The organism is Kitasatospora sp. CMC57 (genome assembly GCF_045866025.2).
Classification (GTDB): domain Bacteria; phylum Actinomycetota; class Actinomycetes; order Streptomycetales; family Streptomycetaceae; genus Kitasatospora.
Genome location: NZ_AP035881.2, coordinates 318,619 through 337,826, shown reverse-complemented (window position 1 = coordinate 337,826; position 19,208 = coordinate 318,619). Strand labels below are relative to the sequence as shown.

The 19,208-nt window shown below is 71.1% G+C and carries 18 protein-coding genes; 9 read left to right on the top strand and 9 right to left on the bottom strand.

Annotated features, from left to right (window positions below; all coding sequences use genetic code 11):
• The first annotated feature begins 70 nt into the window (after positions 1-70).
• The 5 genes from ACKUU6_RS01565 to ACKUU6_RS01545 all read left to right on the top strand — a co-directional run bounded on the left by ACKUU6_RS01565 (position 71) and on the right by ACKUU6_RS01545 (position 4,364).
• A complete protein-coding gene (locus ACKUU6_RS01565) occupies positions 71-892 on the top strand; it encodes a class I SAM-dependent methyltransferase (RefSeq protein WP_407986548.1) in 822 nt (273 codons plus the stop codon).
• Positions 893-1,400: 508 nt separating this feature from the next.
• Positions 1,401-1,817 carry a hypothetical protein gene (locus ACKUU6_RS01560; RefSeq protein ID WP_407986547.1) on the top strand — a complete coding sequence of 139 codons (417 nt, stop codon included), beginning with the start codon at positions 1,401-1,403 and terminating at the stop codon, positions 1,815-1,817.
• Positions 1,818-1,957: 140 nt separating this feature from the next.
• Positions 1,958-2,641, top strand: a complete 684-nt coding sequence (locus ACKUU6_RS01555; protein ID WP_407986546.1) for a DedA family protein — start codon at positions 1,958-1,960, stop codon at positions 2,639-2,641.
• Positions 2,642-2,781: 140 nt separating this feature from the next.
• Entirely contained in the window at positions 2,782-3,450 is a 669-nt protein-coding gene (locus ACKUU6_RS01550) for an O-methyltransferase (protein ID WP_407986544.1), read from the top strand.
• 29 nt (positions 3,451-3,479) lie between these two features.
• Positions 3,480-4,364, top strand: coding sequence for a Gfo/Idh/MocA family protein (locus ACKUU6_RS01545; RefSeq protein ID WP_407986543.1), 885 nt, complete (start codon positions 3,480-3,482; stop codon positions 4,362-4,364).
• Between the two features lie 39 nt (positions 4,365-4,403).
• Here ACKUU6_RS01545 and ACKUU6_RS01540 read toward each other — a convergent pair whose 3' ends face one another.
• The 5 genes from ACKUU6_RS01540 to ACKUU6_RS01520 form a co-directional block, all read right to left on the bottom strand.
• Positions 4,404-6,122, bottom strand: a complete 1,719-nt coding sequence (locus ACKUU6_RS01540) for an amylo-alpha-1,6-glucosidase (RefSeq protein ID WP_407986542.1) — start codon at positions 6,120-6,122, stop codon at positions 4,404-4,406.
• 75 nt (positions 6,123-6,197) lie between these two features.
• Positions 6,198-7,016: a carbohydrate ABC transporter permease gene (locus tag ACKUU6_RS01535; protein ID WP_407986540.1), complete on the bottom strand. Its 819-nt coding sequence runs from the start codon at positions 7,014-7,016 to the stop codon at positions 6,198-6,200.
• Positions 7,016-7,987: a carbohydrate ABC transporter permease gene (locus ACKUU6_RS01530; RefSeq protein WP_407986539.1), complete on the bottom strand. Its 972-nt coding sequence runs from the start codon at positions 7,985-7,987 to the stop codon at positions 7,016-7,018. The genes ACKUU6_RS01535 and ACKUU6_RS01530 overlap by 1 nt, the downstream gene beginning before the upstream one ends.
• 30 nt (positions 7,988-8,017) lie before the next feature.
• Positions 8,018-9,271 (bottom strand): sugar ABC transporter substrate-binding protein, encoded by a 1,254-nt coding sequence (locus ACKUU6_RS01525; RefSeq protein ID WP_407986538.1) that lies wholly within the window; start codon positions 9,269-9,271, stop codon positions 8,018-8,020.
• A 343-nt stretch (positions 9,272-9,614) separates the two neighbouring features.
• Positions 9,615-10,640: a LacI family DNA-binding transcriptional regulator gene (locus ACKUU6_RS01520; protein ID WP_407986537.1), complete on the bottom strand. Its 1,026-nt coding sequence runs from the start codon at positions 10,638-10,640 to the stop codon at positions 9,615-9,617.
• A gap of 515 nt (positions 10,641-11,155) precedes the next feature.
• Between ACKUU6_RS01520 and ACKUU6_RS01515 the strand changes: the two genes are divergently transcribed.
• Positions 11,156-13,813: a cellulosome protein gene (locus ACKUU6_RS01515; protein ID WP_407986536.1), complete on the top strand. Its 2,658-nt coding sequence runs from the start codon at positions 11,156-11,158 to the stop codon at positions 13,811-13,813.
• An 85-nt stretch (positions 13,814-13,898) separates the two neighbouring features.
• Complete coding sequence (locus ACKUU6_RS01510; protein ID WP_407986535.1) at positions 13,899-14,408, top strand: hypothetical protein; 510 nt, start codon at positions 13,899-13,901, stop codon at positions 14,406-14,408.
• Here the strand turns inward: ACKUU6_RS01510 and ACKUU6_RS01505 are convergent.
• From ACKUU6_RS01505 to ACKUU6_RS01495, 3 genes are all read right to left on the bottom strand, one after another.
• A complete protein-coding gene (locus ACKUU6_RS01505) occupies positions 14,372-15,619 on the bottom strand; it encodes an FAD-binding protein (RefSeq protein ID WP_407986534.1) in 1,248 nt (415 codons plus the stop codon). The genes ACKUU6_RS01510 and ACKUU6_RS01505 overlap by 37 nt on opposite strands.
• Before the next feature lie 262 nt (positions 15,620-15,881).
• Positions 15,882-16,289 carry a VOC family protein gene (locus ACKUU6_RS01500; protein ID WP_407986533.1) on the bottom strand — a complete coding sequence of 136 codons (408 nt, stop codon included), beginning with the start codon at positions 16,287-16,289 and terminating at the stop codon, positions 15,882-15,884.
• A 322-nt stretch (positions 16,290-16,611) separates the two neighbouring features.
• Complete coding sequence (locus tag ACKUU6_RS01495) at positions 16,612-17,439, bottom strand: lysozyme (protein WP_407986532.1); 828 nt, start codon at positions 17,437-17,439, stop codon at positions 16,612-16,614.
• 182 nt (positions 17,440-17,621) lie between these two features.
• Here ACKUU6_RS01495 and ACKUU6_RS01490 point away from each other — a divergent pair, with 182 nt between their 5' ends.
• A complete protein-coding gene (locus tag ACKUU6_RS01490) occupies positions 17,622-18,158 on the top strand; it encodes a GNAT family N-acetyltransferase (protein WP_407986531.1) in 537 nt (178 codons plus the stop codon).
• A gap of 21 nt (positions 18,159-18,179) precedes the next feature.
• Here ACKUU6_RS01490 and ACKUU6_RS01485 read toward each other — a convergent pair whose 3' ends face one another.
• On the bottom strand, positions 18,180-18,758 hold the full coding sequence (locus ACKUU6_RS01485) for a hypothetical protein (protein WP_407986529.1): 579 nt from the start codon (positions 18,756-18,758) through the stop codon (positions 18,180-18,182).
• Positions 18,759-18,965: 207 nt separating this feature from the next.
• On the opposite strand from ACKUU6_RS01485, the gene ACKUU6_RS01480 reads away from it, so the two are divergent.
• Positions 18,966-19,205, top strand: coding sequence for a hypothetical protein (locus ACKUU6_RS01480; protein ID WP_407986528.1), 240 nt, complete (start codon positions 18,966-18,968; stop codon positions 19,203-19,205).
• Positions 19,206-19,208: the final 3 nt, after the last annotated feature.

Sequence of the window (19,208 nt, the reverse complement as noted above, 5' to 3'; positions counted from 1 at the left end):
GTGTCAGACTGCGGACGGGGTCGCCTTGTCCGGCTCGGTCCGGTCTTCTGGCTCGGTGAAGGGAACTGTCGTGGAGGAACTGTCGGCGATCCCGGAGACGGCGCTGTGGACGCTGTACCAGCGTGCCAGCGAGGCCCGCAGGCCGGACGCGACGCTGTTCGATCCGAAGGCCGTCGAGCTGGTCGACCGGATCGACTACCCGTTCGCTGATCGGTTCGGCACCAGCGGCACGCTGGCCCAACTGCAGGCGCTGCGGGTGGCCTGCTTCGACCGTGAGGTGGCGGACTTCCTGGTCCGGGAGCCGCGCGGCACCGTGGTCTGCCTGGGGGAGGGGCTGGAGACCCAGTACTGGCGGGTCGACAACGGTCGAGCCCGGTGGCTCACCGTGGATCTGCCGGAGATGGTGGCGCTGCGCGAGCAGGTGCTGCCGCCCGGGCCGCGGCAGCGCTGTCTGGCTGCCGACGTCACCGAGCTGGGGTGGGCCGACGAGGTGGACCGAAGCCGTCGGGTGATGGTCACCGCGCAGGGCCTGTTGATGTATCTGCGGCCGGCCCAGGTGCGGGCCCTGATCGCAGGCTGTGCCGAACGGTTCCCCGGTGGCTCGCTGGTACTGGACGCCGTGCCGCGCTGGTTCAGCCGGCTCACCCTGAGCGGCAGGATGCGGACCCACGCTTACCAGTCGCCGCCGATGCCGTGGGGGATGGACGCGGGTGAGCGGGACAGGCTCGGCACCGCCAGTACAGCGGTGGCCGCGGTGCGGGACGTCCGTCCGATCGGTGGGCGCGGGCTGGTCGGCGCCCTGCTGCCGCTCGCGCTGACCGTCCCGCCGCTGGCCACCCGTCGTCCCTCGGTCGCCGTCCTGGATTTCGCCGAGCGGTCCGAGCGCTCATAGACGGTGGGCTGGTGGGCCGCGGTGCCCGGGCGTCCCCGCGGGCGAGGACGGATGGCCCACCAAGGTCACACCCTGCTTGTGGCAACCGCTCGGCCGCTCCACTGGTCAGCAGTACGTCCGGGCCTTCTTGCCGGACGCCGCCCCGACCGGCAGGCCGTCAGAGCCAGCAGCAGACCGACCGCGGCCACAGCAGTTGTCGAACGCCTCATCAGTTCCCCGCTCGAAGACTTCCGGCCATCCTCGGGGGCCTCACCCAGGGGCATAAGTCCAATCCCGGCCAGCTTGCACGAAGCGGCATCCTGCCAAGTCTGCTGGCCGACGGTGTGGACGCGCTGATCACCACACTCCGGGCGCCGCCCGCTCCTGGCTGGACCGGCGCTGCGCGTTGCGGAAGGCCTGACGGCCCGACCACCCGCCACGGCACGGTCGTGCCCGACGGCCCGGCCGGCTCCGGAACCAAGGAACGAGGTGAGGCGTCGTCCATTCGGGAGCAACTTGAGGCGGCGGAATGTTGCTGGAAACGCTGCTGGACACGGTGGCGGTCGTGCTGACGCCGGACGTCGGAGCAGCCGGACGCAAGGCTCGGAAGCTGACTCGGGCGTTCGAGGCGGGGGAGGCGGTGACCTTCGAGGGGTGCGTTCTCGGCACTCGCCCGTACTGCCGACCCACGCTCGGCTTCCTGACCGTCTCCGGTACCGGGTTGGCCACGTCGCCCACCGAGGCACCCGGGCTGAACAGTCGGCCCGTCCCGTTGCCGCAGGTGCAGCTCGTCCGCGTCCGCGACCGGGAAAGCACCGACCCGGCCACCGTCCGGCGCTGGTGGAGGGTGGCCGAATGCCGCGACGGCGAGAACACCGTCCTGATCGCCTGCGCGCCCCAGTACCTGCGGTTGCTCACCGTCGCCCTGGAGTCCGGCGGGAACTGACCCGGGCTTCGGGGCGTGACTGTTACCGGGTGGAACTGCCGACCGGGTTAGGCTGCCCTGGATCATCCACGACGCTCCCGACCCCCTTGACCGTCGCCGACTCTCGCCGGCCGAGGTCCCTGCCCCGGAGGTATCCGACCTTGCACATCGACGTATGGCTGGAGAGCGTGCCACCGAACGCGGTGTACGCGCTCGTCGGCGCGATCATCCTGCTGGAGAGCCTGGGCATCCCGCTGCCGGGCGAGATCGCGTTGGTGACGGCCTCCGTGCTGGCCGCCAGCGGCGTGGTCAACCCCTGGCTGGTGGCGGCGTGCGCGACCGCCGGTGCGATCGTCGGCGACTCGATCGGCTACTCGATCGGGCGCAAGGGCGGCAAGCCGCTGTTCGAGAAGCTCGGCCGGAAGTTCCCCAAGCACTTCGGGCCCGACCATCTGGCCACCGCCGAGCGGTCGTTCCAGAAGTGGGGCATGTGGGCGGTCTTCTTCGGCCGGTTCATCGCGCTGCTGCGGATCTTCGCCGGGCCGCTCGCGGGCTCGCTGAGGATGCCGTACTGGAAGTTCCTGATCGCCAACGTGCTCGGCGGCGTCATCTGGGCCGGTGGCACCACCTGGCTGATCTACACCGTGGGCAAGGCCGCCGAGCAGTGGCTGAAGAGCTTCTCCTGGATCGGCCTGATCCTGGCCGCGCTGTTCGGCGCCGGCTCCGCCTGGATCCTCAAGCGGCGGGCCGCCAAGCACCGGGCCGAGCACCCGGAGACCACGGGCGGCCGGCCCGTCGAGGCCGCCGCCGAGGTCGACGCGGCGGCGGCTCCGGCGGCCGACTGACGGACCATACGTCCCTCGGACCGCCGGTGACCCCTCGTCAGAGGTCACCGGCGGTTTCTCGTACGGACCCGTGGGCGGTCAGGTCGGTGGGCCGGGGCCATGATCTAGGGTGGAGCCGATCACCGACACGGGAGGCCGCAGTGGGTCAGGAACAGTGGACGAAGGTCGACGAGTACTTCAGTGAGCAGCTGATCGGGGACGACCAGGTGCTGACGGCGGCGCTGGCCGCCGCTGACGAGGCCGGTCTGCCGCAGATCGCGGTCGCGCCCAACCAGGGCAAGCTGCTCCACCTGCTGGCCAGGACGGCCGGGGCGAAGCGGATCCTGGAGGTCGGCACGCTCGGCGGGTACAGCACGATCTGGCTCGGGCGGGCGCTGCCGGCGGACGGGCAGCTGATCACGCTGGAGATCGACGCCCGGCACGCCGAGGTAGCCCGGCAGAACCTCGAACTGGCCGGACTGGGCAAGCAGGCCGAGGTCAGGGTCGGCCGGGCCGCCGACACGCTGGCGGCGCTCGCCGCCGAGGGTGTCGAGCCGTTCGACTTCTACTTCATCGACGCCGACAAGGTGAGCAACCCCGACTACGTGGCCTGGGCGGTCGAGCACTCGCACCCGGGCACCCTGATCGTGGTGGACAACGTGGTGCGCGGTGGCGCGGTCGCCGATGCCGACAGCACCGACCCGAGCGTGCTCGGCACCCGTCGGCTGCACGACGAGCTGGCGGCCTCGGACCGGGTGACGGCGACCTCGGTCCAGACGGTCGGCACCAAGGGGTACGACGGCTTCACCCTGATCCGGGTGGAGCGGTAGGTCTTTCGCGGGTGAGCAGGGAGCACGGAATGCGGATCGGACTGCTGGGCACCGGCCCGTGGGCGCAGCGGGTGCACGCACCGGCCCTGGCCGCCCACCCGGAGGCGGAGTTCGCCGGGGTGTGGGGCCGACGGCCGGAGGCGGCGGCGGAGTTGGCGGCCGGTTTCGGCGTGCCCGCGTTCGACGAGGTCGAGCGGCTGCTCGCGGAGGTGGACGCGGTGTCGATCGCGCTGCCCCCTGCGGTGCAGGCCGAGTACGCGGTGCGGGCGGCCGAGGCGGGCAAGCACCTGCTGCTGGACAAGCCGGTGGCGCTGACGGTCGATCAGGCGCGTGACGTGGTCGAGGCGGCGGAGCGGGCGAAGGTCGCCTCGGTGGTGTTCTTCACGCTGCGGTTCGGCGCCGACCAGGCCGCCTGGCTGGCCGAACAGGCCGCGCGGAGCGGGTGGTTCACCGCCCGTGCGGAGTGGTTCGGTTCGGTCTTCGCACCGGACAGCGCCAGCCCGTACGCGGACTCACCGTGGCGGCGGGAGAAGGGTGCGCTGTGGGACGTGGGCCCGCACGCGCTCTCGATGCTGCTGCCGGTGCTCGGCGACGCGACCGAGGTCACAGCGGTGTCCGGGCCGCTGGACACCGTCCACCTGGTGCTGCGGCACGTCGGCGGCGCGTCCAGCACCCTGACGCTCAGCCTGACCACCCCGGTGGCGGCGGCCGTGGACGGAGTGGTGGTCGAACTGCGTGGCGCGGCAGGCCGGTTGGTGATGCCCGACCGGAACGAGAGCCCGCAGGCGGCGTACGCCCGGGCGGTCTCCGCCCTGCTCGCCTCGGCGGCGGACGGGACGGCGCACCCGTGCGACGCCGCCTTCGGCCTGCGAGTGGTCGAGCTGCTGGCGGAGGCGGAGCGGTCGCTGCACTGACTACGGGTCACGGCGCTCCGGCTCGGCGGTGACGAGCGGTCAGCAGCGGCGCGCGTGGGCGGCCGCGAGCACCAGGTACACGCTCGCGGTCCAGGTGTAGGCACGGTCCCGAAGACCTTCACCGGTCACGGCGTCGAAGTTCTCGGCGAACCCGTGGCTCTCGCAGAGCCCGCGGAAACGACGGCTGACCTCGTCCGCCAGGTCGACGTGGCCGGCTCGGCGCAGGCCGTCCTCGACCAGCAGCGTGGACGGTGCCCAGATGGGGCCGCGCCAGTAGCCGTCGGCCTGGTACAGCGGCGAGGCCGGGTCCTCGGTGGCGAGACCGAAGTCGGTCAGGTGGACCCGGATCCGCTGCGCCAGGTGCTTGCTGACGGCAGCGGGCAGCTCCGCGCCGAGGACGATCGGCATCAGGTTCAACAGGCTGCGGCTTCCCCAGGTGCGGCCGTCCTCGACGCTGCGGCTGACGAAGTGGTCGTCCTTCCAGAGGTGTTCGAGCAGGTCCCCGAGCAGCTGGTCGGCAGCGGCGGCATGCCGGGCCGCGTCCCGGTGGCGTCCCAGTTCGGTGGCGGTGGCCGCCAGTTCGCGGAGCTGGAGGACCAGGAACGCGGTCAGGTCGGCGCTCTCGATCACCCGCTCCCGGTCGAAGGAGGTGGAGTTGTCCCAGCCGCTGTCGTTGCCGTGCTGGTAGTGCGGCAGTGCGCTGCCGGGCGCGGTGCGGAAGCCGGTCCAGAAGTCGGTCCAGCGCTCCAGCTGACGGTAGGCGGTCTCCAGCTCCGCGCGGCCGAGCGGTTCCCCGAGGGTGCCGCGCAGCATCCGCAGGGCCCAGCCGTGGATCGGGGGCTTGACGAAGTTGTAGAGCACCTCGGAGTGCGCCACCGAGTCAGGCAGGGCGCCGGCCTCGTCCTGGTGGTCGAACGGCACCTGGTACTGGTCCCAGGCGAGAGCGGGCCGGCCTTCGCCGAGGGCCAGGGCGTTGAAGCAGTGGTCCCAGCTCCAGACCTTGTCCATCCAGTGCTTGGACATCAGGACCGACGGGCGCCGCAGGAAGCCGGCCGGGCCGACGGTGGCGGACCACATGACGTACGCGGCGAGCCCTGCGGCGGGCGTGTCGCTGCTGCGCCAAGGAGCGACGTCGTCCACGAAGGTGTCGTAGCGCTGCCGGTCGAGGCGTGCGGCCTCGTCGAAGCCCACCCCCGGGACGTACCGCGTGCGGCTGCTCCGGTACTCCTCGACGGCCACCTCCCAGGGGAGGCCGTCCTCGCCGAAGGTGACCCCGCGCTCGCCGGCGCCGAGCGCCTGACCGCCGTCGTGCTGCGTGGCGGCACCGAGCAGGGGGGTGATGCGGTACCGGCGACCGGTCTCGTAGCTGGTGAAGACGTACGCGCCGGCGATGGGGTCGTGGAGGAAGTAGGTGCCGCTGAACGGTGTCAGCCGCGCGGCCGCCGCGCTGAGGCGCAGGCCGAGGCCCCGGCCCCGCAGGCGCAGGGTGTCGGCCGCCTCGAAGGTGGCGTCCAGCTGCCCGTCGTCGTGGTGCCAGGACAGCAGGCCGGGTCTGGCGGTGACGGTCGCCTGGACGGCCGCACTGTTCCGGCGGGGGACCAGCCGCAGCACCGGGTGCATGCCGGTCTGGTGGGAGACGAGGTGGACGTCCTCGGAGACGGTGTGCAGGGCGGTCACGGGCGAGAGGGCCAGCCACGAGCCGAAGGTACTGAACGGGATGTCCTGGACGGAGAAGACCGGGCCTTGGTCGGCGGTCATGAAGAGGGGGGTTCCTTCTGGGTCGGCAGGACGCGGCTGCTGACGGCAGCGCGTCCCGGTGGAGATGAGGGGCCGTCAGTCCTTGACCGCGCCGGTGGTGACGCCGGCCGCGACGTACCGCTGCGCGAGGACCAGGATCAGGGTGGCGGGGATCGACGCGACGACCGCGGTGGCCATGATGGCGTTCCACTGCTGGTTGTTGTTGCCGATGTAGTGGTAGATCCCGAGCGTGATCGGTTGCCGGACTCCGCCGCCGTCGAGGGTGCTGGCCAGCACGAAGTCGGACCAGGCCCACAGGAACGCGAAGAGCGAGACGGTGACGACGGAGTTCCTGCTGATCGGCAGGACGATCGACCGGAAGGTCCGGATCAGCCCCGCTCCGTCGACCCGGGCGGCTTGCAGGAGCTCGTCGGGGATCCCCGACATGAAGGCGGAGAAGATCAGGACGGCGAAGGGAACGGCAAGCGTGGAGTCCGCGAGGATCAGTCCGGGGACGGACCCCAGGAGCCCCAGCCGGAGGTAGATCGAGTAGAAGCCCATGGCCAGGATGATCCCGGGGATCATCTGCGCGATGAGAAGAAGGAAGGAGATCAGGCCACCGGCCCGGGGGCGCAGTTTGGCCAGCGAGTAGCCGGCCGGGGCCGCGACCAGGACGGTGAGCAGCACCGTGCCGATCCCCACGACCAGGCTCGTCCCCAGGTAGGGGAGCTGCTGGTCGAGCACCGCCCGGTAGCCGTCGAGGGTGCCGTGGGTCGGGAACAGGCTCGGGGTGGCTCCCCGCATGTCCTCGTCGCGGGTGAAGGAGTTGTTCACCATCCAGTACACGGGGAACAGCATCACGGCGGTCAGGAGCACGCCCAGCGCGGTGCTCCACCAGGAGCGTCGGTTCGTCATCACGCCTCCCGCTGCTTGTGCTGGAGCCGGATGTAGACCAGGCCGAAGGCCAGCGCGATGACGACCAGGAGGTTGCCGACCGCGGCGCCCGGGCCGAAGGCCGGGAGCTGACTCCCGAAGCCGAGCCGGTAGGACCAGGTCGCCAGGGTGGTGGACGAGTCGGCGGGGCCGCCCTTGGTCATGATCCAGATGATGTCGAAGACCTTGAGCGTGTAGACCAGGCCGAGCAGCAGGGTGATCGCCGAGACCGGGCGCAGCAGCGGGAAGGTGATGCGCCGGAACCGCTGCCAGGCGTTCGCCCCGTCGATGGCAGCCGCCTCGTGGAGGGCGTCGGGAATGGACTGCAGGCCGCTGTAGAGGACCACCAGGTTGAACGGGATGCCGATCCAGATGTTCGCGATGATCACGGACGCCAGTGACCAGGTGGGGGAGGTGAGCCAGTGCACCGGACCGACGCCCACCGAACCGAGCACCCAGTTGACCAGGCCAGAGTCGGAGTTGAGGAGCCAGCTCCAGGTCGAGGCGGAGACGATCAGCGGCAGCAGCCACGGCACCAGGAAGAGGGCCCGCAGGGTGGCGGAGAGCCTGAACCGCCGGGTGAAGAAGACGGCGAGCGCGAGGCCGATCGAGTACTGGAACCCGAGTGAGACGGCCGTGAAGACCACAGTGTGCAGCAGCGCGGGCAGCAACGTGGCGTCGCTTAGGACCTCCTGGTAGTTCGTCAGGCCGCTGAACGGGGCGCCGCCCTGGACGAACGAGCGGACCGTGTAGTGATGGACGCTCAGATCGAGATTCCGGTAGAGCGGGTAGGCGTAGAACAACGCCAGGTAGCAGAGGACCGGGGCCAGGAATCCCCAGGCGGCCCACTGGGTGGAACACGGCCGGACGCGGCCCCCGAGGGGAACAGCGCCTTCCCGGCGCGCCGGCTCGGCGCGGGTTGAGCCGGGGTGCCGCGCATGAGTTCGCGTCATGCTCTTCATGGTGCCGAGACGCCCGCTCTCCTACTTGATCTTGTTCTGGGCGGCGGAGAGCGCGGCCTGGGGGCTCTGGGCTCCGCTGAGGACGGACTGGACGGCGGTGCGGAGCTGCTCGGAGATGCCCGGGTACTTGGTGCCGAGGTTGTCGCTGGTACGCCCCTTGGCGCCGTTGACGGCCTTCACCCAGACGTCGAGGTCGGGGTTGGCGGCGACCTGCTTGGCCTGGACCGCGGTGGTGGGAGCGATGTACGAGAGGGTGGTGTCGGTGGCCAGGGAGCTATCGGCGTTGGTGAGGCAGTCGACGAGCTTGGCGGAGGTGGGGTACCGGGCGCTCTGCTTCTGCACGGGGACGGTGACGAACTCGCCGCCGGTGGGCGCGGGGGCCACACCGCCCGCCTTCGCCGGGACGGGGATGATGCCGAAGTCGAAGCCGGCCTTCTTGGCGCCGGCGAGCTGCCAGGTGCCGTTCTCGGCGAAGGCGTAGTCGCCGGAGGCGAACTCCTGCCAGCTGGTTGTCTGGGTGTTGTTGATGACGGAGTTGGGGGCGTAGCCCTTGCCGAGCCAGTCCTTCCACAGCGCGACCGCGTCGACGGCGTTCTGGGAGTTGAGTTCGGTCAGCTTCGCGCCGGAGCCCCAGAACCACGGCAGGAACTGGAAGGTGCCCTCTTCGGTGCCGATGCCGGAGAAGGTGATGCCCTTCTTGCCGGAAGCGATGACCTTGGCGAGGGCGGCGGTGAGGGAGGGCCAGTCGGTGACGGAGGCGACGTCGACGCCGGCGGCCTTGAGGACGTCCTTGTTGTAGTACAGCGCGAGGGTGTTCGCGCCGATGGGGACACCGAAGGTCTTGCCCTCGCCCTGGCCGGCGGCCAGCAGGTTCGGGGCGATCTGCGAGGTGTCGGCCTTCGTGTCCTCCGTACTGGTCAGCACACCAGCCTCGGCGAGCGTGGACACCACGGGGTTGTCGACGATCAGCACGTCGGGGGCACTGCCCTGCTGCGCGGCAAGGAGGGTCTTGTTGGTCAGGTCCGAGGTGTCGAAGGCGGTCCGCTTGATGGTGACACCGCTCTGCGAGCCGCAGCTCTCCAGCAGCTTCGCCCACTGCGAGGAGCCGTCGAACTGCGGGTACGGGTCCCAGACCGTGAACGAACCGCCCTGCCCGGCCGAATCCGAGCCGCCCGAGCCCGAGGAACAGGCGGTCGCGGCCGTCACCACGGCCAGGGCCACCGCCACCGCGCCGAGTGCGCGGGGCCGTCTACGGGGGTGAAACGCGATCGTCATGGGGGCTCTCTTTCGGTCAGTCGAACCGGTTCGGCGAATCGGTTCGATGAACATAAGCCGACCCTGCCATGACGTCAACGGGTTGCGTAAGATCTCGGAAACATCCGGATCGAACCGGTTCGATGCCGTGGCGCGGCAGGGCGTAGGCGTGACCCGGTCGGCGGATGGCCATCGATGACGGAGCGTCGCGAGAGAGGCGGTGGTCCGAGGTGGGGCTCGCTGTGCGGACGCGTCACGCAGTGCTGCGCGCACCGACGGCGCCGGGCGGATCAGGGCTGGAGCCGCCCGACGGCCTGACTCCTCGTCAGCGCTGCGGCGGGACGGGAGAAGGAGCGCCCAGGGGTCAGGCGCGGGCGGCGGGAGCCGGCGCGGTGCTCGAGCGGAGGGAGATGGGCGGGGCGAGCAGAAGATGTCGCGGCGGGGACTGCGGGGCCGCGATCCGTTCGATCAGCAGCTCGACCGCCCGGGTGGCCATCTCGGCGGCCGGGACGTCGGCCGAGGTGAGCGCCGGTCGGAACTCCTCGGCCCAGCGGCGCGCGGCGACACCGGCCACCGAGAAGTCCGCAGGTACGGAGCGTCCGGCCTCGGCCAGCGCGTGCTGGATGCCGGGGAGCGCGGCCTCGTTCAGCGTGGCGATCGCGGTGACCTCGGGGTGCTCCCGCAGCAGCCGCTCGACGGTGGCCTGCCCGGCGCCCGCATCGTCGGCGCACGCCAGCTCGACGCCCGTGACGCCCCGCTCGGCCACGCTGTCGACGAAACCCTGCCGCCCCCGGAGGCCGGGGCCGTAGCCGGCGGCGATCAGCTCGGCGGACCGGTTGATCAGGGCGATCTGACGGTGTCCCAGGTCGGCGAGGTGGTGCACGCACCGCGCGATGAGCGCCGCGTAGTCGACGTCCACCCAGCACATCGCGTCGGGGTTGGCCGTGCGGCCGATCCCGACGAAGGGCACGGTGGTCCGGCCGAGCCGGTCGACCCGGAGGTCGTGGAGACGGATCTCCATCAAAATCAGCCCGTCCACCCGCCCGCCGCTGACCAGGCGCTCGAAGGACCGCTCGTGGTTGCCGCCCGAGGAGGACAGCAGGACGTCCAGATCCGCCTGGGCGGCGGCCTCGACCACGCCGGCCACGAACTCCAGCTGGATGTGGGTGAGCGAGGCACCGGCCGGGGGGATCACCAGGCCGAGCGTGCGGGTGCGCCCCTCCTTCAGGGCTCTGGCTGCCGCGTTGGGGCGGTAGTCGGAGTCCCTGATGACCTTCTCGATGCGCTGCCTGGTCTCGTCGGAGACCGGCCGCTTGCCGCTCAGTGCGTACGAAACCGTGCTTCGCGACACGCCGGACAGTCGGGCGATCTCCCCGATGTTCATCGCCATCGCCTCTCCCCTCGTGGAGTGTCGAGCCCGCGCGGGGTGCGGCAGAGGACATCGAACCGATTCCGGATCGTAACCCCCGTCATGGACCTCGGTCAACGCGGACGCCCGCCGGGGGCCCGAGCGGGGTGCGGCGGCCATAGGCCAGGCCCGGCATGCGAGGAATCGAATGCGCCGACTCCTTGCGCGAAGTGTTGACGGCCTCGGAAGGCGCCTCTATGTTTCGTCGAATCGATTCCGCGAATCGGTTCGACTCCCCGGCGAGGCCGCCGTCGGCCTCCCGGGTCACGAGTGGCGACCATGTCGCCTCCACCGCGTCCCGTACCGGGCCGACGCATGCCGGTCACCAGGCCGGCCGCGTAAGGACGCCCCGCTGCCCTGCTGCTCAGCCGCGCGCCGGCCTCCGTTCTCCTCCCCCGAACAACCGGAGAGACACTGTGCAACCCATCCCCCGTCGCGGCGCGAGAGCGCGCACGGCGATCCGCTTCCCGATCCGGTCGTCCCGTCGCCTGACCACCGTGCTCCGAGCCGCAGCGGCCGCAGGCGCGGTGGTCGCTTCGCTGCTCGTGGTCCCCTTGAACGCGGTCGCCGCGACCGACCAGCTCGTGGTCGACCTGGGCACCTCCACGGGTGCCGTCCACGGTGGCGCGGCCGGCTCGCTCTACGGCGTGTACGGCGAGGGCCTGCCCAGCCGCAACCTGCTCGAAGGCATGAACCTGCAGACGGTGTCGACCAAGGCGCAGGACGGCCCGCAGCACCCGGGGGCGGACGCGCTGGAGATGGTGACCCCCTTCGCCGACACCGGCGGCAAGGACGTCTACATCTACATGACGGACATCTACCGGGGCTTCCCGTACGAGTGGCCGGGCAGCAACGGTGCCGAGCGGCTCGCCGACTACAAGGCGAAGATCACCAAGCAGGTCCAGCAGGTCCTCACCACCGGCGACTACCAGGACCACATCGTCTTCGTCCCGTTCAACGAGCCCGAAGGCAACATGTTCGGCACCGGGAGCTGGAGCTACGACAACGTCTCCTGGCGCACCGACCCGGCCGCCTTCTTCGCCGCCTGGAAGGACGTCTACCTGCTCATCAAGGGCCTGGCCCCGGACGCCCGGATCGCCGGGCCCAACACCAGTGCGCTGTACGACCAGATCCAGGGTTTCCTGGCCTACGCCAAGGCCAACAACGTGGTGCCCGACGTCATGACGTGGCACGAACTCTCCTCACCGTCCAGCGTGCGCACCAACGTGGCCAAGTACCGCGGTTGGGAGAAGGCGGTGGGCATCGGCCCGTTGCCGATCAACGTCAACGAGTACGGGTACAACTACCACCTCTCGGTGCCCGGCCAGGTCATCCAGTGGGTGTCGGCCATCGAGGACTCCAAGATCGACGCCGACCTGGCGTACTGGAACATCGACGGCAACCTCAACGACTCCGCCGTCGAGGCCAACCGGGCCAACGGCCAGTGGTGGCTGTTCAACGCCTACGGCCAGATGACCGGCAACACCGTCAAGGTCACCGCGCCGCACCCCAACGTCCAGTACACGCTGCAAGGCGTCGCCAGCCTGGACACCGCCAGGAGGCAGTCGCGGATCCTGCTCGGCGGCCAGAGCGGCAGCGCCGACGTGGTGGTCGACAACGTGAGCGCCTCGGTCTTCGGCGGCACCGTGCACGCCACGGTCCAGGAGATCCCGTGGACCGGCCAGGTCGGCGACTCGGCCCAGCCGCTGCGGCTCCAGGACACCGAACTCCCGGTCAGCAGCGGAAGAGTGACGATCCCGCTCACCGGCCTGAACGCGATGTCCGCCTACCAGGTCATCCTCTCCCCGGGTGGCAACGGCACCAAGCCGGCCGCACCGTCGGTGAGTTGGCGGCAGAGCTACGAGGCCGAGGCCGCCGGCTACACCGGCGGCGGCTACTCGAAGAACGGGCCCGAGGGATCGCCGTCCAACGTCGCCAAGTTCGCCACCTCCGGCGGCTACGACGTCGGCGGCCTTCGGACCGGCTCCGACGGCGTGCTCTCCTTCAGTGTCACGGTGCCGACCACCGGGACGTACGACCTGAGCGTCTTCGCCAACTCGTACAACCTGTACGGCCTGGTCCAGTCGCAGGGGCCGACCAACGTCTTCCTGCGAGTTGACGGTGCGTCACCGCAGGAGCTGCGGCTGCCGCTCGGCTACAAGTGGGTGGTGTGGGGCCACACCGACACCCAGGTCCAGCTGACGGCCGGTACGCACACCCTCACGCTCGCCGCGCAGGACGCCACCCTCGGCAGCACGAAGGGCGACGCCATCATCGACAAGATCGACCTCGCACTGCACGATGCCGCCGTCTCCGCCCCGGCGATCTACGAGGCCGAGTACGCCACCCTGACCGCGGGCGCCCATCCGGTCTACACCGTCGCCAACGCCTCCGGCGCGGGCGTCACCGAGCTGGCCCGCGACGAGACCGCCACGTTCTGGATCCACTCACCCACCGACGGCCCGGCGACGATCAGCACGGACCACTTCGGAGGAGGCAAGGCGCGCCTCGGCCTGAACGGCGAGTCCGTGGCACGGCCCCTGGTCGGCGGCACCACCGCAGGGACGAACAGCATGACGGTCTTCCTCTCGGCCGGCATCAACAAGGTCACGCTCAGGGGCACCACCGGAAACCTGCGCCTGGACCGCCTGCGGGTCACCCCCGCCGCCGGAGCGCTCGCCACCACCGTCTACCAGGCCGAGGACGGCACGCTCGGCGGAGCCGCGAAGGCCACCACCGACTTCACCTTCGCGGCCGGCGGCAGGTCCGTCACCGCGGTGGGCGACGGCGCCGCCAACTCCCTGAAGGTGAACGTCACCGCGGCCAAGGCGGGCCGCTACGCGCTCACCATCCGCTACTCCAACGGGGAACAGGCTCCGGCCACGCACTACAACCCCGACCCCGTCGCCCGCCACGCCGACCTGTCCGTGAACGGCGCCACCACGCAGCGGGTGCTGTTCCCGACCACCTTCCACTTCAACGCCTTCAAGGACCTGACCGTCCCGGTCACCCTCAAGCAGGGCTCCAACACGCTCACCTTCACCGCCGACGAACTCCCCGACTTCGACGGCACCACGTACAACGCCTTCCAGCAGCGGTCGGCCTTCGCGCCGGTCTTCGACCAGTTCGCCGTGACTCCGCTGACGACGCTCTAGGTCCCGCACGGTCCCGGTGTCGTCGCCACGACCGGCGCACCGGGACCGCGCTGTTGAGCTGCCCTCATTCACTTCGGGAGATCACATGCACCGGTACCGCTTCCATGCGTCGGCCAGAACCACCGCGCTCGCGGCGCTGCTTGCCTCGCTCGCGGCCGTCGCCCTGCCCGGCACAGCCGCCCGGGCCGCTGACACCACCGTGGCGGTCGACTTCTCCACCGTCGGGGGCACCCCCACGTACCGGGCCTCGGGCACCATCTACGGGATGACCGAGAACGGCTCGCTTCCGCAGGAGCACTTCTTCCAGGACATCAAGTGGAGGTTCGAGCGGGCGGGCGGCGCCCAGCTGGACGGCCAGGGGACAGGAGGATGGCTGGCCGGCAAGTACGACCGCCGCTGGAACTCCACCCTCGCCCAGTACAGGCGCACCAAGGCGCTCGGCGGGACCTTCGCCATCCTCCCGCACGACCTCTGGGGCTCCGACGGCAGCGTCATGCCCACCTACCCGGGGGACAACGGCGACTGGTCCGACTTCGACGCCTTCTACAACCTGTGGTCTCAGTCGGTAGCCGGGCCCAGCAGGGCGTCGCTGTAGGGGTTGCCAAACTTGCCTGCGGGGTCGAACTGCTGACGCAGATTCAGGAAGTCGGGCAGCCGCTCGTAGTGCGCGATGGCCTCGGCGGTGGGGGAGACCGAGACCTTGCCCCAGTGCGGACGGGCCCCCAGCTCCAGCAACTCCCGCTCCACAGTGGCGAGTACGGGCGTGACCGCCTCCAGGTCCGGCTTCCAGGTGAAGTGGAAGGCGACCGAGTCGCGGCCGTACGAGGGACTGAGCCACCGCGCGTCGGCGGCCACCGTGCGGACCTCCGAGATCAGCAGCAGCGGCGCGAGCTGCGGGCCGAGCCTGCGCAGCACGGCGACGGCTTCGGCTGCTGCGGCGCGGGGCAGCAGGAACTCCGACTGCAGCTCCGCGCCGCTGCTCGGGGTGAACTCCGGACGGAAGTGCGGCAGCCGTTCGTGCCAGGGGCCGGGAACGCCGAGCTGGGCGGTGCAGTTCTCGGTCGGCATGCCGGGGACCGGGTGGTGGGGTGTCTCCGCGAGCCGGGCACCCGGGATCCGGGCCGGGGTCTCGTCCTCCAGCTGCTTGACCCAGACCCGTCCGGTGTCGGAGCCCCAGTCGGTGAAGAGGCTGACGCTGTAGCCGCAGGCGTGGATCTCGTCCAGGTGCTCGGCGTAGTCGGCCAGCGCGAGATCCAGGTGCACGTGCTGGCGCAGCGTGAAGGTCGGGCGCAGGGCCAGGGTGAGGCTGGTGACGATACCGAGGGCGCCGAGGTTGACCACGGCGCCGTTGATCGGGTCGCCGGCGAGGGTCGACAACTCGCCGTCGGGGCCGATCAGTTGCAGACCGACCACGTCGGCGGCGAGGGAGGGGTTGGCGTCGCCCGAACCGTGGGTGCCGGTGGCGCAGGCGCCGGCCACCGAGATGTGGGGCAGGGAGGCGAGGTTGCCCAGCGCGTACCCGGCGGAGTGGAGGTGCGCGGCGAGTTCGGCGTAGCGGGTCGCCGCGGAGACGGTGACGGTGTCGCCGGCGATCTCGATACGGGTGGGCAGCCGGTCCAGCACGACCAGGTCGCCGGTGGTGTCGGCGACGGTGCTGAACGAGTGGCCGCTGCCGAGGGCGCGGACGCGGTCGCTCGCGCGCACCAGCTCCTGGAGCTCCTCGACGCTCCGGGGCCGGTGCACGGCCCGTGCGGCGAACGTCAGATTGCCCGCCCAGTTGGTCAGCGCGCCTGTGGTGGTGGTCATGGGGTGTCGCGGCCTCTCGTGGTCGTGTCGCGGACCGCTGCCGCGCCGGTCGTCCTGGCGTGGCGTCCGATGGTCGGCCGGACTATTCGTTATGGCGAAAAACAAACTATCCCGCCAGGGCCCCGGCGGGAAGACCCGGATCGATGAGGAGAGTCTCTGCAGCTCATGCCATGCGGCGGGGGTGGCCGGCGCCTTCGGAGGTGGCCGTGCGGTGCGCTCGGCTCCGCACGGCCCTGCATCCCCGGGGGAGTGCGTTTGGCGCTTACCTCAGCGGCTGAAGTGTCGCCTCATGGCTGTCGTAGGGACGGGTGATGATCTCCATGCCGTGGCCGGCCGGATCGAGGAAGTACACCCCGCGCCCGCCGTGGTGGTGGTTGATCTCGCCGGGCTGCTTCATGTGCGGGTCGGCGTAGTACGTGATCCCGGCCTGCCGGATCCGTTCGAACGCGGCGTCGAACTCGTCCTCGGAGATGAGGAAGGCGTAGTGCTGCATGGTGATCGACTCGCCGGGGATGGACGCGAAATCCAGAGTGACGCCGTTGCCGGTGGCGACGGGGATGAACGGGCCCCACGCGGTCCCGACCTCAAGGCCCAGGATCCTCGCCAGAAACTCGGCGGATTCCCGGTTGTCCCGGGCGTGAACGATGGTGTGATTCAACTCGACTGGCATGTGTGGAATGCCTCCGTAAGGCACCTCGCGGACACCTCCATGCCTCACCCAGCCGGTGACCGACACGCGATGCCGCCGCCGACGACCCTATGCGGCGCAGGCCCCGCAGTCGAGTGGCAGGGGCGGCCGAGTGCCCGGCGCAGGGCCGCCGGCCGGCCGCTCGTCCACCGTTGGCCAGGAAGGTCCGCCAGCTGGTCGAGTCGGCCAAGCGCACTCCCAAGGGCGGCTTGACCTGGTACGACACGGCTGGCGGACCTTCGAAGGGTGTGGCTGTCCGGTGAGGCGGCGGATGCTCGGAACCACTCGCCCAGTTGACGAGGGGTCAGCCCTTGGCGAGGGCTTGGAGGCGGTCGTACGCCCCGTTGAAGTAGTTCTGGTCGCCGGGAAGGGTGCCGGAGTCGGCGTACTGCCAGATGGTCTGGTAGCTCCAGCCCGCCGGCAGGGTGCCGACGGTGGAGGCGTAGCGGGCGATCCAGAGCGGGTTGGTGGTCCCGAAGGCGGAGCTGTTGCCGGTGCAGGTGGTCCACCAGTCGGTGGTGGTGTAGATCGTCGGGTAGCGGCCGGTGCGGGTGTGGACGGTGTTGCTGAAGTCGCGGATCCAGGTGACCATCCCGGACTGGGTGAGGCCGTAGCAGGTCGCGCCGTAGGGGTTGTACTCGATGTCGAGGGCGGGCGGGAGGGTCTTCCCGTCGGCGGACCAGCCGCCGCCGTGGTTGACGAACCAGGCGGCCTGGGTGGCGCCGGAGGAGTTGTTGGGCAGGGCGAAGTGGTAGGCGCCGCGGATCAGGCCCGCGTTGTAGCTGCCGTTGTACTGCTGGGCGAAGTACGGGTTCGTGTAGCTGGTGCCCTCGGTGGCCTTGACGTAGGCGAAGCGGGCGCCGTTGGCCGCGGCGGTGCTCCAGCTGACGTTGCCCTGCCAGCTGGAGACGTCCATGCCCTTGGTCTGGGTGACGGTCAGGGTCTGGACCGGGCTGCCGGATCTGCCCTCGTGGGCCGCGACGGTCGAGCCGGCGAAGTCGAGCTCGGGGTGGAAACCGGCGGGGGCGCCGCCGGCCGCCTGGGCCGGTACGGCGGCGGCACCCAGCAGCAGGGCGCCGGTGGCGGCGGCCAGGGCCGCCCGGTGGAGGAGACGGAAGGTGAGCACGGGCACTCCTTCGAGTCGGTGTGAGGGAGAGCAGGCTAGTCATGCACCGGACATGGTCACCATGGCGCGTAGACCACATGACGAGGGGTCAGAAGATGTGGGATCCCACCATGGCGAAGCGCGCGGCAGACGCTGTGGCACGATGCGGGCGGGGCCGATGGTCGGCCCGGGAGACGGGAGAGCGAACGATGACGTCGGAGACCTTCGCACTGACCTTCCGGCCGGCGGGGCCTGCCGATGTGCCCGCCTTGGTCGAACTGGTGGAGTCGGCCTACCGGGGTGACGCCAGCCGGGCCGGCTGGACCACCGAGGCGGATCTGCTGGACGGGCAGCGCACCGACGCCGAGGGGGTGGCCGCCGCGATCGCCGCGCCGGGCGGCGTGGTGCTGCTGGCCGAGCGGGACGGCGAGCTGGTGGCCTGCTGCCAGCTGGAACACCGGGGCGAGACGGCGTACTTCGGGATGTTCTCGGTGCGGCCCACGCAGCAGGGCGGCGGTCTCGGCCGGATGGTCCTCGCGGAGGCCGAGCGGGTGGCGCGGGAGCGGTGGGGCGTGACCGCGCTGGAGATGACGGTGATCGTCCAGCGGGCGGAACTGATCGCCTGGTACGAGCGGCGCGGCTACCGGCGGACCGGTGAGCTCTCGCCGTTCCCGTACGGCGACGAGCGCTTCGGGGTGCCCCGCCGCCCGGACCTGCGGTTCGAGAAGCTGGTCAAAGCGATCTGAGCGGACGGAGCCCCGGGTCCGTCAGCCGCCGTACAGGCTGCGGCAGACCCGGGCCTGCTCGGAGCCCGGTGCCCACTGGCCGAGGCGTTCGGCCTCCGCGCACAGCTGGAGCGAGGAGAGCGCGTCGGGGGCGGTGGCCGTGGCCGTGGGCGACGCGCCGGGCCGGGGCGTCCTGGCGGGCTTCGCGGCCTTGGGGGAACGGCTCTGACGAGGGGTCGGGGCGGCGGACGCCTCTGCATCGGGCGGGGGCGGGCTGCTGCTCACCGCCACGGGTGAAGGCGTCGGCAGTGGCGGGGGAGGTGGCAGCGGGAGCGGGGAGGGCAGCTCGACCGGGCTGGGTGACGGCGTGTCGAGTACCGACGGCGCGGGCCGCTCCGGATCCGCCGCGCAGGCGCTCGGCAGCCAGCAGAGCCCGGCCAGCACCACCGCTCCGCCCGCCGCCCAGGCCACCCGTCGCCGGACCCGGCTGCGCCGCGACGGCAGCGGCGTCACCGGCGGCTCCCACGGGGCCGGGGGCGGCGGCTGCGGGTCCCACGGGTTCTGGGGTGGTGGCTGCTGCTCCCACCCGTACTGCCAGGGTGCCTGCCACTGCTCGCTCACGCTGCTCCTCCCGCCCGGGGGCCGCCGCCGGTGGTCGGGGCCACCGTGCTCAACGAGCCACCGGCACGGGCGGAGCGGGGCCGGGAGCTTTCCGTCCGGGGGTGCGCCCTCGTCATCCGGTGGGCGCCGCTGCGGATCGGGCTGACGCTGCGCCAGGTGGGGGTGGTTCGGGTGCGGGCGACGGGCGGTCGGATGATGCTGGGCGGTATGGAGACCAACACCGATCGAGACACCGCCGCCCCGCTGGTCGAGGTGGCCGAGTTCCGTACCGACAGCCGCTACCGGCTGGTGCACTTCGCGGGGGCGGGGTGGGAGCCGCTGGCACCGGAGGAGTTCGAGCCGAGGGTGCACGAGCTGTTCCCGGACCTCGACCCGCACGACTCCGTCAAGGTGCGGTGGGCGGACCGCCCGTGGGAGTGGCCCGCCTGGCATCCCGGGGAGGCCTGACGC